General features: G+C 31.6%; 14 protein-coding genes. 10 read left to right on the forward strand and 4 right to left on the reverse strand.

Annotated features, from left to right (window positions below; translation table 11 throughout):
• Nucleotides 1-152: 152 nt before the first annotated feature.
• The 6 genes from RSC72_RS00895 (at nt 153) to RSC72_RS00920 (ending at nt 4645) form a co-directional block, all read left to right on the forward strand.
• On the forward strand, nt 153-1148 hold the full coding sequence (locus tag RSC72_RS00895; protein ID WP_332543339.1) for an aspartate-semialdehyde dehydrogenase: 996 nt from the start codon (nt 153-155) through the stop codon (nt 1146-1148).
• 152 nt (nt 1149-1300) lie between these two features.
• Complete coding sequence (locus RSC72_RS00900; RefSeq protein ID WP_332543340.1) at nt 1301-1843, forward strand: RNA polymerase sigma factor; 543 nt, start codon at nt 1301-1303, stop codon at nt 1841-1843.
• Nucleotides 1840-2832 (forward strand): hypothetical protein, encoded by a 993-nt coding sequence (locus RSC72_RS00905; RefSeq protein WP_332543341.1) that lies wholly within the window; start codon nt 1840-1842, stop codon nt 2830-2832. Before RSC72_RS00900 ends, RSC72_RS00905 begins: the two co-directional genes overlap by 4 nt.
• Before the next feature lie 41 nt (nt 2833-2873).
• A complete protein-coding gene (locus RSC72_RS00910; RefSeq protein ID WP_332543342.1) occupies nt 2874-3569 on the forward strand; it encodes a hypothetical protein in 696 nt (231 codons plus the stop codon).
• Nucleotides 3539-4471, forward strand: a complete 933-nt coding sequence (locus RSC72_RS00915; protein WP_332543343.1) for a S8 family peptidase — start codon at nt 3539-3541, stop codon at nt 4469-4471. The genes RSC72_RS00910 and RSC72_RS00915 overlap by 31 nt, the downstream gene beginning before the upstream one ends.
• A gap of 39 nt (nt 4472-4510) precedes the next feature.
• On the forward strand, nt 4511-4645 hold the full coding sequence (locus tag RSC72_RS00920) for a hypothetical protein (RefSeq protein ID WP_332543344.1): 135 nt from the start codon (nt 4511-4513) through the stop codon (nt 4643-4645).
• A 48-nt stretch (nt 4646-4693) separates the two neighbouring features.
• Here RSC72_RS00920 and RSC72_RS00925 read toward each other — a convergent pair whose 3' ends face one another.
• Complete coding sequence (locus RSC72_RS00925; protein WP_332543345.1) at nt 4694-5617, reverse strand: bifunctional riboflavin kinase/FAD synthetase; 924 nt, start codon at nt 5615-5617, stop codon at nt 4694-4696.
• 188 nt (nt 5618-5805) lie between these two features.
• Between RSC72_RS00925 and atpD the strand changes: the two genes are divergently transcribed.
• The 4 genes from atpD to RSC72_RS00945 all read left to right on the forward strand — a co-directional run bounded on the left by atpD (nt 5806) and on the right by RSC72_RS00945 (nt 10472).
• Nucleotides 5806-7314 carry a F0F1 ATP synthase subunit beta gene (gene atpD, locus RSC72_RS00930; protein WP_332543346.1) on the forward strand — a complete coding sequence of 503 codons (1509 nt, stop codon included), beginning with the start codon at nt 5806-5808 and terminating at the stop codon, nt 7312-7314.
• An 89-nt stretch (nt 7315-7403) separates the two neighbouring features.
• Nucleotides 7404-7697, forward strand: coding sequence for a FoF1 ATP synthase subunit delta/epsilon (locus RSC72_RS00935; protein WP_332543347.1), 294 nt, complete (start codon nt 7404-7406; stop codon nt 7695-7697).
• 451 nt (nt 7698-8148) lie between these two features.
• Entirely contained in the window at nt 8149-9435 is a 1287-nt protein-coding gene (locus RSC72_RS00940; RefSeq protein WP_332543348.1) for an O-acetylhomoserine aminocarboxypropyltransferase/cysteine synthase family protein, read from the forward strand.
• 29 nt (nt 9436-9464) lie between these two features.
• Nucleotides 9465-10472, forward strand: a complete 1008-nt coding sequence (locus RSC72_RS00945) for a homoserine O-acetyltransferase family protein (RefSeq protein WP_332543349.1) — start codon at nt 9465-9467, stop codon at nt 10470-10472.
• Between the two features lie 37 nt (nt 10473-10509).
• Here the strand turns inward: RSC72_RS00945 and RSC72_RS00950 are convergent, their stop codons facing one another.
• Genes RSC72_RS00950 through RSC72_RS00960 form a run of 3 tightly spaced genes read right to left on the reverse strand, consistent with a single transcriptional unit; the run spans nt 10510 to nt 13585 of the window.
• Entirely contained in the window at nt 10510-11037 is a 528-nt protein-coding gene (locus tag RSC72_RS00950; RefSeq protein WP_332543350.1) for a hypothetical protein, read from the reverse strand.
• 6 nt (nt 11038-11043) lie between these two features.
• On the reverse strand, nt 11044-12069 hold the full coding sequence (locus RSC72_RS00955) for a hypothetical protein (RefSeq protein ID WP_332543351.1): 1026 nt from the start codon (nt 12067-12069) through the stop codon (nt 11044-11046).
• A complete protein-coding gene (locus RSC72_RS00960; protein WP_332543353.1) occupies nt 12059-13585 on the reverse strand; it encodes a hypothetical protein in 1527 nt (508 codons plus the stop codon). The genes RSC72_RS00955 and RSC72_RS00960 overlap by 11 nt, the downstream gene beginning before the upstream one ends.
• Nucleotides 13586-14259: the final 674 nt, after the last annotated feature.

The raw sequence follows: 14259 nt of genomic DNA on the forward strand, positions 1-14259 counted from the left end.
ATAATTCGATAGATATATTATTTAGCCGAATTAATATCATAACATTATAAAAATCATATCTCTAAAACATTTAAACGGGTGAATGAAGGAAAAATGTATTGAATAATTAACTAAATTAGCAGTTCAAATTTTAAACAATATTTTTTAATCAAATGAGAATAGCAGTCGTAGGCGCTACCGGAATGGTCGGCAGAGTTATACTCCAAATTTTGGAAGAGAGAAACTTTCCAATCACTGAAATTATACCAGTAGCATCAGAAAGATCAATAGGTAAAACTATTGAATATAAAGGAGAAAAGTATACAATCGTATCAATGCAAGATGCAATAGAAAAGCGACCAGATATCGCTTTGTTTTCAGCAGGTGGAGAAACTTCCAAACAGTGGGCGCCAAAGTTTTCGGAAGTAGGAACAACTGTTATCGATAACTCATCTGCTTGGAGAATGGATGCAGATCGTCCATTAATTGTTCCAGAAATTAATGCAGACATCTTAACAACAGAAGACAAAATTATTGCAAATCCAAATTGTTCTACAATTCAATTGGTAATGGTTTTAAATCCGTTGCACAAAAAATATGGAATAAAACGTGTGGTAGTTTCAACATATCAATCGGTTACAGGAACTGGTAAAGATGCTGTAGAACAACTAAACGGAGAGATAGAAGGCAGAGATGTTGCAAAAGTTTATCCATATCAAATCTTCAAAAATGCAATTCCACATTGTGATGTTTTTGACGAAGAAACAGGTTATACAAAAGAAGAATTAAAGTTAACACGCGAACCAAAGAAAATTATGCGTGTTGATGAGATGAATATTACAGCAACAGCAGTCCGTGTTCCTGTACAAGGAGGACATTCGGAATCTGTGAATATCGAATTCGAAAATGATTTTGATTTAACAGAAATTCGTCAACTTTTGGCAAAACAAGACGGTGTTACTTTACAAGATAATCCAGATACAAACACATATCCAATGGCTTTTTATTCAGAAGGAAAAGATGATGTTTTTGTAGGGCGTATTCGCCGCGATATGTCTCAACCAAATACACTAAATTGTTGGATTGTTGCAGATAACTTACGCAAAGGTGCAGCAACTAATGCAATTCAAATTGCAGAATATTTAGTTAAAAATAAATTAGTAGGATAATATTTTTCAATATAATAATTCAAAAAAGTCGCTTTAATAGCGGCTTTTTTTATATTTAATGAATACATATTTAGAAATTTAACAAAAATTTTAGGCAAACAAAGCAACCATAAGCGTAATTTTCGCATCTAAAGTATAAGAAAGAAAAGTAATTGGACGAAAAAGAACTGATAAAAGCTTGTATCAAAAATGATTCGAAAGCACAACGATTGCTTTACGAAAAATATGATGCGCGTTTTTTTGCGGTTTGTAAACGATATTTTACAGATGTACAACAAGCTGAAGATGCATTGGTTAAAGGGTTTTTGAAGATTTTTCAGAATTTAATTAATTATTCGTTCGAAGGAAGTTTTGAAGGTTGGATGCGAAGGATTATGATTAATGAATGTTTGATGGAATTGAGAAAAAATAAAATTTTTCACCTTAATGTAGATGATTATTCTACGACAATTTCATCTAATCAAGAAGCTTCACAGCAAATTGAAGAAGATGATGTGATGAAACTTCTTAATTATTTGCCTGATGGTTGCCGATTAGTATTTACACTTTTTGTCATTGAAGGGTATAAACATAAAGAAATTGCCGAAAATTTAGGCATAACAGAAGGTACATCTAAATCGCAATTAAATTTAGCGAAGACGAAATTGAAAGAAATGTTGAGTAAAAATGATAATCTAAAATCAAATTTATCGTGAATATAAATGATCCAATAGAAGATTTATTTCGTGAAAGAAGTAACGAAACTGTAGGTGAAAAACCGAGAGATTTGGTTTGGAAACGTATAGAAACTGGTCTAAAAGACGATAAGAAAAAGCAAAAGCCAATACGAGAATTTGTTACGAGTGTTTGGTTTTCGGCTGCTGTTTTTGCGTTGATTGCTATTCCATATTTTGTTCTTTTTATAGAAAACTTGAATACTGTTAATAATAAAGAAAGCGCTGTAGAGCTTGTAAAAACAAATGCAATAAAAATTGATAAAGCTATTCAACTTGATTCTATTCAAGCAGATTTACCAAAAATAGAAGAAATAGAACAAGCACCACAAGTGGCTAGTAATAATGTAATTGTTAAAACGAAATCAGCTGAAAACCTTTCTAGACAACCAGAAAATGAAATAAACAATATGAGCTCATCTGAAGGGTTGTCAGTAACAGCATCAGGAATTATGAATCGTTCAAAAATATTAGATTCTATTGTAGAGCAGGATCAATATGTTGTTTTAGACAAAGCAAATATTGGTAAAACGGATTCAATTTCTACAAAATTAAAAAATTCTGCTTTAGGAGTTAAAATAGAAAAAGATAATAATGATACTTCAAATAACATGAAAATGGCTGTTGTAGCATCTAATAGATCTTTGCCATCAACTTCGCATGCGCCTATGGCTGCATCTGCTCCGGTTTTTGAAGTCGAAGCAAAAAAGTCGGATATAAAAGAAGCAACAATTAATTATAAACCATTAAAATTCACGATAAAAACAGATATTTTACGCACAAATTTTAAGTTGTTAAAAAAGACGACAAGTAAAATTTCTTTTCAAAATAATTCGATTATTATCAATTTTGAAAAAGTGAATGGAAATATTTTCTTAACGACGAATGAACCTAAAATGGATGCAACACTTTTGGGATTATTAGAAAAAAATAAGAAAGAAATTTTTAGCTATTATCAAAATAGTAAATAAAAAAAGTGTTAAATTCATCATTTAAAATGAATTAACACAATATGAAAAAAATATTTACTTTTTATATCTTATTTTTTGGTGTCCTTTTTTCTTATGCACAAGATCTGTATTTAGTTAAACTGAAACCTAAAGAAAATACGGCAAATTATTTTGCGAATCCTTTACAAATGCTTTCTCAAAGAGCATTAGATAGACGTACAAAATATAACATTCAGTTAGACGAAAAAGATATTCCTATATCAACTACTCGTATACAAGAAATTAAAAAACTTAATTTAGTTTATGTTGGTCAAACAAAATGGTTAAATACAATAATGGTTGAAATTACAAATCCATCAATCGTAACAACTTTAACCAATTTATCTTTTGTCGAATCAGTTAAAACAATGGTGAGAAATTCTTCAGGAGCTACTTTTCAGAAAAAAGAACCAAAATGGACTGATTTAAACTTTAAAAAAGCAGATTATAATTACGGTTATGCAGAAGAGTTTATTAATCAAATCAATTTAAAAGCACTACATCAAGCAGGTTTTATAGGAAAAGGTGTTTTTGTAGGTGTTATAGATGCGGGTTTTCCGGGTGTAAATACAATCTCAGCATTTGCAAAACTTCGATCAGAAAATAGAATTTTTGATACGTATGATTTTGTAGAAAAAAAGCAAAACGTTGACGGAGCAGATAGTCATGGTCAATGGTGTTGTCTACAATGGCTGCCGAAGTTGATGATAATTATGTAGGAAGTGCGCCAAAAGCGACGTATTCCCTTTATAGATCGGAAGACAATAATTCGGAAACGCCTAAAGAATTAATTTATTGGATACAAGCCGCAGAGCGAGCAGATAGTGTTGGTGTAGATATTATCAATACATCGTTGGGGTATACAGAATTTGATGATCCGAGATACGATTACAAGTATGCAGACATGGATGGAAAAACGACTTTGATTTCGCAAGGAGCTGAAGTTGGTGCTTCACGTGGAATTTTATTGGTTAATGCAGCAGGAAATGAAGGAAATGATCCTTGGAAAATGATTTCTGCCCCTGCAGATGCAAAAAATGTTTTTACAATTGGAGCAAATGATTCTTCTAGAAATCCAGCAGATTTTACATCTTTTGGACCAAATGCAGCAGGAGTTTTAAAACCAAATGTTTCGGCATTGGGACAAAATATTGTGGTGTATTTACCATCTGGTAGTTTAACATATTCTAACGGTACTTCGTTTGCATCACCAGTTACAGCAGGTGCAATGGCTGTTATGCTTCAAAAATTTCCGAAAGTTTCTTTAGAAAATTTGAAAGATAATGTGCAAAAGTCAGCGCATTTATTTGGGAATCCTACTTATCAATTGGGATATGGAATTCCGAATTATGAAAAGGCTAATCAAGAATTATTGGCTGTAAGCGAAGTTTCTACTTCAAATCAGTTAAAAATTTATCCAAATCCATTTAAAGATGAATTGCATATTCAGTCTAATAATGAAATAAAAATGATAGAGATTTATAATTTGGTTGGACAGAAATTAATACGTTCTATAAATCAAAAATCAATTTCTACAACGCAATTAAAATCGGGTATTTATCTGATAAAAGTAACCGACAATAAAGGAATTACTTTTACTGAAAAAGTGATAAAAAAGTAAGAAATATTAAATTAACCACAACACTAAATAGTACTATCTATGATGAAAAAAATTAATTTAGAATTAAGTAGTCTAAAACCAGAAGAAGTTATATTAAGTATTTGTCTAATAATTTTACTTATTTACGAAGTTGGCTATTTATTAGGTAAAGCATTTTATTATTTTACACATTAATAATTAAATAAATAAAGGTTCGCATTGCGAACCTTTATTTATTTAATTTTATCCAAAACGAGTAATGGCATTTTCTTTATCATTGTTCATTGCCGAAATTAATTCGTCTAAAGAATTAAACTTTTTTTCGTCGCGCAATCTTCCTAAAAACTCTAATTTTATTGTTTCTCCATAAATATCTTGGTTGAAATTCAAAATATTAACTTCTACTCTATGTTCGCGTGAATTGGTTACAGTTTCTCGAAATCCGATACTCAACAATCCTAAATATTTTTTATCATCTACAAAGACATTCACCGCATAAACACCATCTTTTGGAATTAATTTATTTGGATCAACTTCTAAATTAGCAGTCGGAAAACCTAATGTACGTCCAATTTTATCGCCATGTACAACTTTGCCCGACAGCGGATAATTATAGTTTAGCGCCTTATTTGCATATTCTATATTACCTTCATTTAGTGCATTTCGTATTTTGGTAGAACTTACAGCAACATCATTTTTTTCTATCGCTTCTAGTTGAATTAGATTAAAACCATATTCTTTTGATAAAATTTGTAATTGCTCAAAATTACCTTCCCTATTTTTACCAAAATGATGATCATAACCTATAACTAGTGTGTTAATTTTGATTTTATCAATCAATAAATTTTTCACAAACTCGACAGAAGTTACCTGAGAAAAATCTAATGTAAATTCTTGAATGATCAAATGTTCTAAATCAAATCGACGAAGAATTTCTTCTTTTTCTTGTAAAGTAGTCAAGAATTTTAAATCACAATTTGATTGTAAAACCATACGAGGATGAGGGTTGAAGGTAATTAAAACACTTTCTCCATCAATATTTTGTGCAATTGTATTAAGTTGTTCTAAGATGCTTTGATGTCCGATATGCGCACCGTCAAACATACCCAAAGTTACAACAGGGCATTTGATTGGTTTGATATCTTGGATGGATTGATAGACTTTCACTAAATATGAATTTGTACAAATTTAAGCCTTTCAAATAGAACTACAATTTTCTTTTTTTGAATGATTCTTACTGAAATTCTGATTATTAATCAAAATATTATGATAAAAATCTTGAAAACTATATTAATAATACAATCATTTTAACTTACCTTTGCACCCAAATAAAATAAACTAAATCATTTCATATAATGGCAAATCAAAAGAAAGGTAAAATTGCACAGGTTATTGGACCTGTAATTGATGTTATTTTTGATAACGCAAATGGCCTTCCAAATATTTATGATGCATTAGAAGTTCCTCGTCCTGGAAAAGAAACATTAATTCTTGAAGTTGAGCAACATATCGGTGAAGATACTGTACGTTGTATCGCAATGGATAGTTCTGATGGTCTACAAAGAGGACAAGAAGTTTTCGCAGGATCAGGACCAATTATGGTTCCAATCGGTGAAGCTATCAAAGGACGTGTATTCAATGTAATTGGTGATGCTATTGATGGTTTAGAAAATTTAGACAAACAAAACGGTTTACCTATTCACCGTCCAGCACCAAAATTTGAGGACTTATCTACTGCATCTGAAATATTATTTACAGGGATTAAAGTAATCGACTTAATTGCACCTTACGCAAAAGGAGGTAAAATTGGTTTATTTGGTGGTGCCGGAGTTGGTAAAACAGTATTGATCCAAGAGTTAATGAACAACATCGCAAAAGGACACGGAGGTTTATCTGTATTCGCAGGTGTTGGAGAACGTACTCGTGAAGGTAACGATTTAATGCGTGAGATGATCGAGGCGGGATTAATTCAATATGGTCCAGAATTCGTACATTCTATGGAAGAAGGTGGATGGGATTTATCTAAAATTGACAAACAATTGATGTTAGATTCTAAAGCTACTTTTGTTTTTGGACAAATGAACGAACCTCCTGGAGCACGTGCTCGTGTTGCCTTAACAGGTCTTACATTAGCAGAATATTTCCGTGATGGTGATGGACAAGGACAAGGAAAAGATGTATTATTTTTCGTAGATAATATCTTCCGTTTTACACAAGCAGGTTCTGAGGTTTCTGCCTTATTAGGACGTATGCCTTCTGCCGTAGGTTATCAACCAACATTAGCAACAGAAATGGGTGCTATGCAAGAGCGTATTACATCTACTAAAAACGGATCTATTACATCTGTACAAGCAGTATATGTACCAGCCGATGATTTAACTGACCCTGCGCCAGCTACAACATTTGCTCACTTAGATGCAACTACAGTATTAGATCGTAAAATTGCTTCGTTAGGTATTTATCCAGCGGTAGATCCATTAAACTCTACTTCTCGTATCTTAACACCATCAATTATTGGTAAAGAACATTACGAAACAGCACAACGCGTAAAAGAAATTTTGCAACGTTACAATGCTTTACAAGATATTATTGCAATTTTAGGTATGGAAGAGTTATCTGAAGAAGATAAATTAGTTGTACACCGCGCACGTCGTATCCAACGTTTCTTATCTCAACCATTCCACGTTGCAGAACAATTTACAGGAATTGTAGGAGTATTAGTTGATATCAAAGACACAATCAAAGGATTTAACATGATCTTAGATGGTGAAGTTGATCAATATCCAGAAGCAGCATTCAATTTACGTGGTACAATCGAAGAAGCGATTGAAGCAGGTGAAAAAATGTTAGCAGAAGTAAAATAATATTTTTATATAAAATAATATGAAAGAGTGCTTACGTTTCTTTTACTCTAAAAGTTACTAAGTACTCTTTTTTTTAAAACAATAGGATTATGCATTTACAAATTATTACTCCAGAGCACGTCGTTTTAGATTGCGAAGCTGATGCAGTTACATTACCTGGAAAAGATGGAGAATTTCAATTGTTAAATAACCACGCACCTATCGTTGCAACTTTAGGAGAAGGAACAATTAAAATAAAAGTTCACACAAAAACTTTCGAAGATTTTGATAATCTATCAGGTAAAGTTTATCAATCTCCATCTAACGAATCTACATTTTTGTTAGACATAAAAGGTGGAACAATCGAAATGAACAATAATAAAGTAATCGTTTTAGCAAACTAATTACTTTTTTCATAAAATAGACAAAAGGAGATCAATTTGATCTCCTTTTTTTATTCCCTCTACTCTATTTCATCAAATTTACTTCAAATAATATTCTAAAAATTAATATTTAATAGATTATTAAATATTAATAATTAATAAAATAGTAATTTTATTCTATATAAACAATATAAATAGATTTATTTTCTAATAATAGCTTGTAAGTTTTATTATTTAGAAAAATATTCTAATTTTAATCTATCTAATAAAGCTACAAAGCGTAGCTGGAAATGATTCAAATTTTTCAGATGAAATACAATTCAAAAAAACATTCTTTTGGACACGGCGTCCTGCTGCAAAGCATCTCTAATTGTATCAATAGTAAAATCCGAATGTGTTGTTGCTAAAAATATCAAATAAATTAACCCAACCAACCTTTTTACAATTTTAGCAATAATCAAACAATTTTATTATGTCAACAGAAAAACAATTACATTTCGATACATTACAAGTACACGCAGGTCAGGTAGTAGATCCAACAACAGGTTCTCGCGCTGTGCCAATTTACCAAACATCTTCTTATGTTTTCAATGATGCAGAACATGGTGCAAATTTATTTGCTTTAAAAGAATTTGGAAATATTTATACCAGAATTCAAAATCCAACAACAGATGTTTTCGAGAAAAGAATTGCTGCTTTGGCAGTTTCATCTGGGCAAGCTGCACAATTTATAGCATTAAATAATATTTTAGAATCTGGAGATAATTTTGTTTCTGCTTCTAACCTATATGGCGGAACATATAATCAGTTCAAAGTCGGTTTTAAACGTTTAGGAGTTGAAGTTCGTTTTGCAGAAAATGCAGAACCAAACAAAATAGAAGCTTTAATTGATGATAATACAAAAGCAGTTTATGCAGAAACAATCGGAAATCCGAGTTTTAATGTTCCAGATTTTGAAGCAATTGCCGCAATTGCACAAAAATATAATCTTCCATTCATTGTAGACAATACATTTGGTGCGGGTGGATATATTTTTAAACCTTTAGAACATGGTGCAAATGTCGTGGTAGAATCTGCTACAAAATGGATCGGCGGGCACGGAACATCAATTGGTGGAGTTATCGTAGATGGCGGAAATTATGATTGGTGCAACGGAAAGTTTCCTCAATTTTCGGAGCCATCAGAAGGTTATCATGGTTTAGTTTTCTCTAAAGTTTTTGGCGTTGGCGGACCTTTTGGTAATATTCAGTTTATTATTCGTGCACGAGTTGAAGGTTTACGTGATTTTGGACCTGCAATTTCACCGTTCAATTCTTTTCTTTTATTACAAGGTTTAGAAACGTTATCATTACGAGTTCAGAAACATTTAGATAATACGTTAGAAATTGCACGTTGGTTAGAACTTCATCCACAAGTAGAAAAAGTGAATTATCCTGGATTAATTACTTCTTCAAGTCATCATTTAGCAAAAAAATATTTGAAAAATGGTTTCGGAGCCGTTTTATCTTTTCAAATAAAAGGCGATGCTGATATAGCAAATCAATTTATTGATAGTTTAGAATTAATTAGTCATTTGGCAAATGTTGGCGATGCAAAATCTTTAATTATTCATCCTGCAGCTACAACGCATCAACAATTGAGCGATGAAGAACAAAAATCTGCTGGAGTTTTTCCTGGAGTTTTGCGTCTTTCTGTGGGAATTGAATATATTGATGATATTAAAAATGATCTTCAACAAGCTTTTGATAAAATCAAATAAACAAAGTATTTTAGCTTCAAAATAATTCAGTGAATTTTCATCAATACAACTATACAGAGCCTTTTCAATTAGAAAATGGTCAACAACTCGAAAATTTAACCATTGCTTATCATACTGCGGGAACATTAAATCCCGAAAAAAATAATGTCATCTGGGTTTGCCATGCTCTCACGGCAAACTCAGATGTTTTTGATTGGTGGGCTGGACTTTTTGGTGAAAATGATTTATTCAATCCAAAAGATCATTTTATAATTTGTGCAAATGTGATTGGTTCAAATTATGGTTCTACAAATCCATTGTCAATTAATCCAATTACAAATCAACCTTATTATAATGATTTTCCTGTTGTGACAATCAAAGATTATGCGAATGCACATCAACTTTTGGCAGATCATTTAGGAATTGAATCGATTCATCTTCTTATCGGAGGTTCGCTTGGCGGACAACAAGCATTAGAGTTTACGCTTTTGAATAAAATAAAAGTTGATAATTTAGCTCTTTTAGCTACAAATGCCGTGCATTCTCCGTGGGGAATTGCTTTTAATGAATCGCAACGTTTGGCGATTGAAGCTGATGCTACATTTTATGAAAATAAGCCTGATGGCGGAACAAATGGATTGATTGCTGCACGTACCATTGCGATGCTTTCCTATCGTACGTACGAGATTTATGAGGAATCGCAGAAAGATGATAATCAAGTTTACGATTATTTTAAGGCGTCATCGTATCAAAAATACCAAGGCCAGAAATTAGCCAATCGTTTCAATGCCTATTCATATTGGATACTTTCCAAAGCGATGGATTCTCAAAATATCGCTCGAAGCAGAAAATCTTTAGTAGATTCTTTAAGCCAAATCAAATCGAACACAATTGTAATTGGCGTTTCTTCGGATATTTTATTTCCAACAACGGAACAAAAGTTTATTGCCGCTCATATTCCAAATGCAAAATACGTCGAAATTGATTCTATTTTTGGACACGATGGCTTTCTTGTCGAACTCGAAGAATTAAATAGAGTTCTAAAACCATTCGTTTAATAATAAAAAATGGTCGAGATTTTTCTCGACCATTTTTTTATTTCCAATAATTCCAGTTTTCGCCATCAAAAACAGCTAATGTGTTACTTACAGTATCAAAACACATCATTCCTGGGTAAGGACTTTTTACATTAAGATGAGGATTAGCAATTTGTGGTAATCTCATCGCTTTATTTAACGATTCTAAAGCTAAAATAGCATTAGCTTTTGTTGAAGTATCTCCAATAATGATTCCTTCTCCTACTTCGGGAGATGTATTTTTAACTCGATCTGTTGTATATAAGTTTTTACTACTTCCTTTGTCTGACAAATTTTTCCAGATTCCGTTTTCTAAAACTTTTACAATCTGCTCCGTTTCATCAAAAAGAAACATTCCATTATTTTCAATGTTTGTAGAAGAAGGAAGGTTATCCACAGAAGGAAGAATAATTCCTTTTATATTATCAGCAGTGTCTTCAAAATCAAAAATTATGCTTTCCGATGTGATTGATGCTTTACCTAAAGTAAGTTGTCCAAATAATATTGTTGAGAATAAACCAACAACAATTGTGCATATATTTTTCATAATTTATTAATTGTTACATGTTCTTGTAATACAATTCCATGTGTTGTTTCTGTATAATTTTATACACTTATCAGTAGTGTCGTAAATAATCATTCCTGTTAAAGGGGCTACAATAGCTGACGTATTCGGAACTCTTGTTATCGAAAATCCTTTATTTGTAGTTTCCATTGTTATAAATCCATTCGGAATATGTTCTGGCCAACCATTTATCTTAGAAGATTGTGTATTTATACCAACAATTGTAGGTACTCCATTTTCTGTGAAAGTTCCTGATTGAGTACATACATTATTTAATACGTCTGTATTCATTACTTTAATATTATTGGTATAATTAGGGCTTGTAGTAGGTAGTTTTGTATCTATTAGATAGGAAAAATGTGTGTTTGTTGTAAAATCGTTGTTCAGATTTAAGCTAGCAATATTTTTGAATAATCCATTAGCTTCTAAAAATGGATCCGCTGGGATGATAGATAAATCCGGATTTGTTGCATTCGGATCGCGAGTGTCTTTGGCTCTCAAAATTGTAGCCCAAGCATTGATTCTATTGTTGGTATAATTTTGTCCTATTTTAATTGGTATTACAAATTTTCCATCGCCGTTAATAGGCATATTTATTTTGACTTTATATGCGGTAACGCCTTTATCAGAATCTGGTATATTTTTTATGATTTCTGCAGAGTTTTGCACTAATGTAGATCCGTTAGTAGAAGTAAACTTTATATCATTCAGTTTAATTTCTGTTCCCGTTGGTAGAAATAACATAAACGTAGCTGCAAAGTCATTTTGATTTTCTAAGTTTCCGGAGTTTATTATGTCAATTGTATATTCTGACAATGCACCCGAATATAATTTAGTGGGACCTTTTGTTTTGTTTATTGAAGTAACTTGTAAGTCTGATGATCTATAAATAATTAGTGGTCCATTTTGAATTATATGACTGTCTTGTACGTTAGCCCAAATATTAATAGCCTTGTCATTTCCGAATCCAGTAGAACTTGAAGTGCCGTCTTGCCAATATAATCTATTGGCCATAGCTGAACTTGTACTGTTTAGTCCAGTTAAATTTTTTTTGGGTAACATTATTAGGTTTTGTTGCTAGATTCCAATATGTTATGTCTCTGGTGGGAGAGTATAGTTTCATATTTTCATCCAATAACTCTATGTATAAACCATTGTAATTACTTTCAACATCTAAGAAAGGAAAATGTACTTCTGCACCAGAAATGCTTATATTAACACCAGTTAATGAAACACCATTTTCTAAGATATAATTGCCATTCGCATCTTTTCCGTCCCATAAGACTTTATTTTCGCCTAATTCTAATTGACCTTTAAGTGTAATTGTAGAACTTGCAATAGGAATTGTGATGGTGTATTCTCCAATAACATGAGAATTGAATACAAAATATCCTCCTTTTAATCCAGCTGTATTTAATGAACCTTCAGCTCCTTTAAAGTGTATAGATTTTAAATCTGGTGCTCTTCGGATTGGTTTTAGCCAAGCTTCAATGCTACTACCAGTTGTCGACCATGTTGTAAGATCAGCTGTCGACCAAAATATATTTGCTCTTTCTGGGAGTTCTGTTGAAGGGGTTTGATAAAACATTTTATGAGTAATATTTAAGATATTATCTCCATTATTATTGGTGTTATTTGTTTTATCATATCCATCTAATTTTCTTGGATCCCATAAAGATGTCGAATAATTATTTCCAGTACTTAATCCTTTGTTATCCTTTTTATCTTTTTCATTTTGGATATAAGTTGTTCCTTTGTTGTTGACAAAATTATTGAAAGAGTACCCATTTTGTCCGTTATTATCAATCTTGTATACAAAACCATCTTTAGTCAAAGCATAGAATTTACCAAAAAATCCATTCGTTGCATTATTATTAGGAGAAGTGTTAATAGAAGCATTAAAAACATTCATATATACACGTCCATTTTTAACAGTTGTGCCATTTGCAACTGTTACATCCCATGCAGCAATAAATGCAGAAGCAGCTGGTAAATTATTATTTTGAACGGTTTTCCATTCAGCTGTTGCTGATATAGACATCTCAGAAGGCTGGGCACTAGATGTTCCTTTAGAATAAAATTCAACAACCCATATACCTGTTTCTCCTGTAGAAACTAGAATAGAGAAAGGAGTGTAACCATTAGTTGTTAATCCTGTTATATTAGGTCCAGCTAGTTCTTTTGCTCTGTCATCAATAAGTCCTGTTGTAGAAGTTGATGAATATAATTTTCCGCTAGGCGAATATATCTTAATTCTGTTAGCTGTATTTGCAACACTTGAGCCTGTATATATAGTTTCTCCTTCTTTTGCATATACATACTGTCTACCAATAGTAGGAAAGGGGTTGTATGCACAGCTAGAACATACCATACTCATTAGAAAAGCTCTATTTCCTATGGCATTTGCTGGATATAAATCTCTAGAACCTTCTGCTTTAACAATTGTTGAATTTAATATAACTAATATTAAACTAGTTAATAAAACTTTACAAAGCTTTATAGCTTTTTTAGTAACTTTTTTTCTCTTCATTTTTATATTGAATATCGTAGTGGCTTCAATAAGTTTGATTGTTGGCAGTAGGTATTAAACTAATACTTTAAGAATATTAGGTTGTAAGAAGATGATTAAATAATGAAATTATTAATTTTTAAAAAAGAACGCTAATTTAATAAAATTATATAATCAAAAAAAAATATCTCTATTTATCTATATTCTTTTTAATCATTAAATATAAAGTACCCGCTTCTGCTTTATTTTAAACCGCAAATCATCCCTGCCTAAACATTACTTGCGGTAAAACCAATATCCTTTTTGTCATTCTGAGCTCGTCGAAGAATCTTTTGTTTTCTTATTACATACAAATATTATGTCCTGCTGAACTTGTTTCAGCATCACATCACGAATTGTCCCCTTGAGGTGATTGTAGGGGTGTTTTCTTTTCGTGTTTTATATTATTATATAAAGAACAACATCCTTTCTGTCATTCAGAGCCCGTCGAAGAATATTTATTGTCTATTATAATATATAAAACACATCCTGCTGAATTCATTTCATCATCACATTACATGAGGGGATCATAGGGGGTGTATTCTTTTTAGTATTTCAATTAATATAAAGAAGAATTTTCTTTTCTGTCATTCTGAGCCTGTCGAAGAATCTTATTCATCTCTCCCTTGAAAACATTATAGACATGTTTTCTTTTT

It is taken from the genome of Algoriella sp., assembly GCF_036647415.1.
In the GTDB taxonomy this organism is placed as follows: Bacteria; Bacteroidota; Bacteroidia; order Flavobacteriales; family Weeksellaceae; genus Empedobacter.

What these genes read in the sequence shown, in the direction of transcription:
- RSC72_RS00895 (WP_332543339.1), top strand. Translation starts at nt 153, where the DNA reads ATGAGAATAGCAGTCGTAGGCGCTACCGGAATGGTCGGCAGAGTTATA.
- RSC72_RS00910 (WP_332543342.1), top strand. Translation starts at nt 2,874, where the DNA reads ATGAAAAAAATATTTACTTTTTATATCTTATTTTTTGGTGTCCTTTTT.
- RSC72_RS00915 (WP_332543343.1), top strand. Translation starts at nt 3,539, where the DNA reads ATGGCTGCCGAAGTTGATGATAATTATGTAGGAAGTGCGCCAAAAGCG.
- RSC72_RS00920 (WP_332543344.1), top strand. Translation starts at nt 4,511, where the DNA reads ATGATGAAAAAAATTAATTTAGAATTAAGTAGTCTAAAACCAGAAGAA.
- atpD (WP_332543346.1), top strand. Translation starts at nt 5,806, where the DNA reads ATGGCAAATCAAAAGAAAGGTAAAATTGCACAGGTTATTGGACCTGTA.
- RSC72_RS00935 (WP_332543347.1), top strand. Translation starts at nt 7,404, where the DNA reads ATGCATTTACAAATTATTACTCCAGAGCACGTCGTTTTAGATTGCGAA.
- RSC72_RS00940 (WP_332543348.1), top strand. Translation starts at nt 8,149, where the DNA reads ATGTCAACAGAAAAACAATTACATTTCGATACATTACAAGTACACGCA.
- RSC72_RS00950 (WP_332543350.1), bottom strand. Translation starts at nt 11,037, where the DNA reads ATGAAAAATATATGCACAATTGTTGTTGGTTTATTCTCAACAATATTA.
- RSC72_RS00955 (WP_332543351.1), bottom strand. Translation starts at nt 12,069, where the DNA reads ATGGCCAATAGATTATATTGGCAAGACGGCACTTCAAGTTCTACTGGA.
- RSC72_RS00960 (WP_332543353.1), bottom strand. Translation starts at nt 13,585, where the DNA reads ATGAAGAGAAAAAAAGTTACTAAAAAAGCTATAAAGCTTTGTAAAGTT.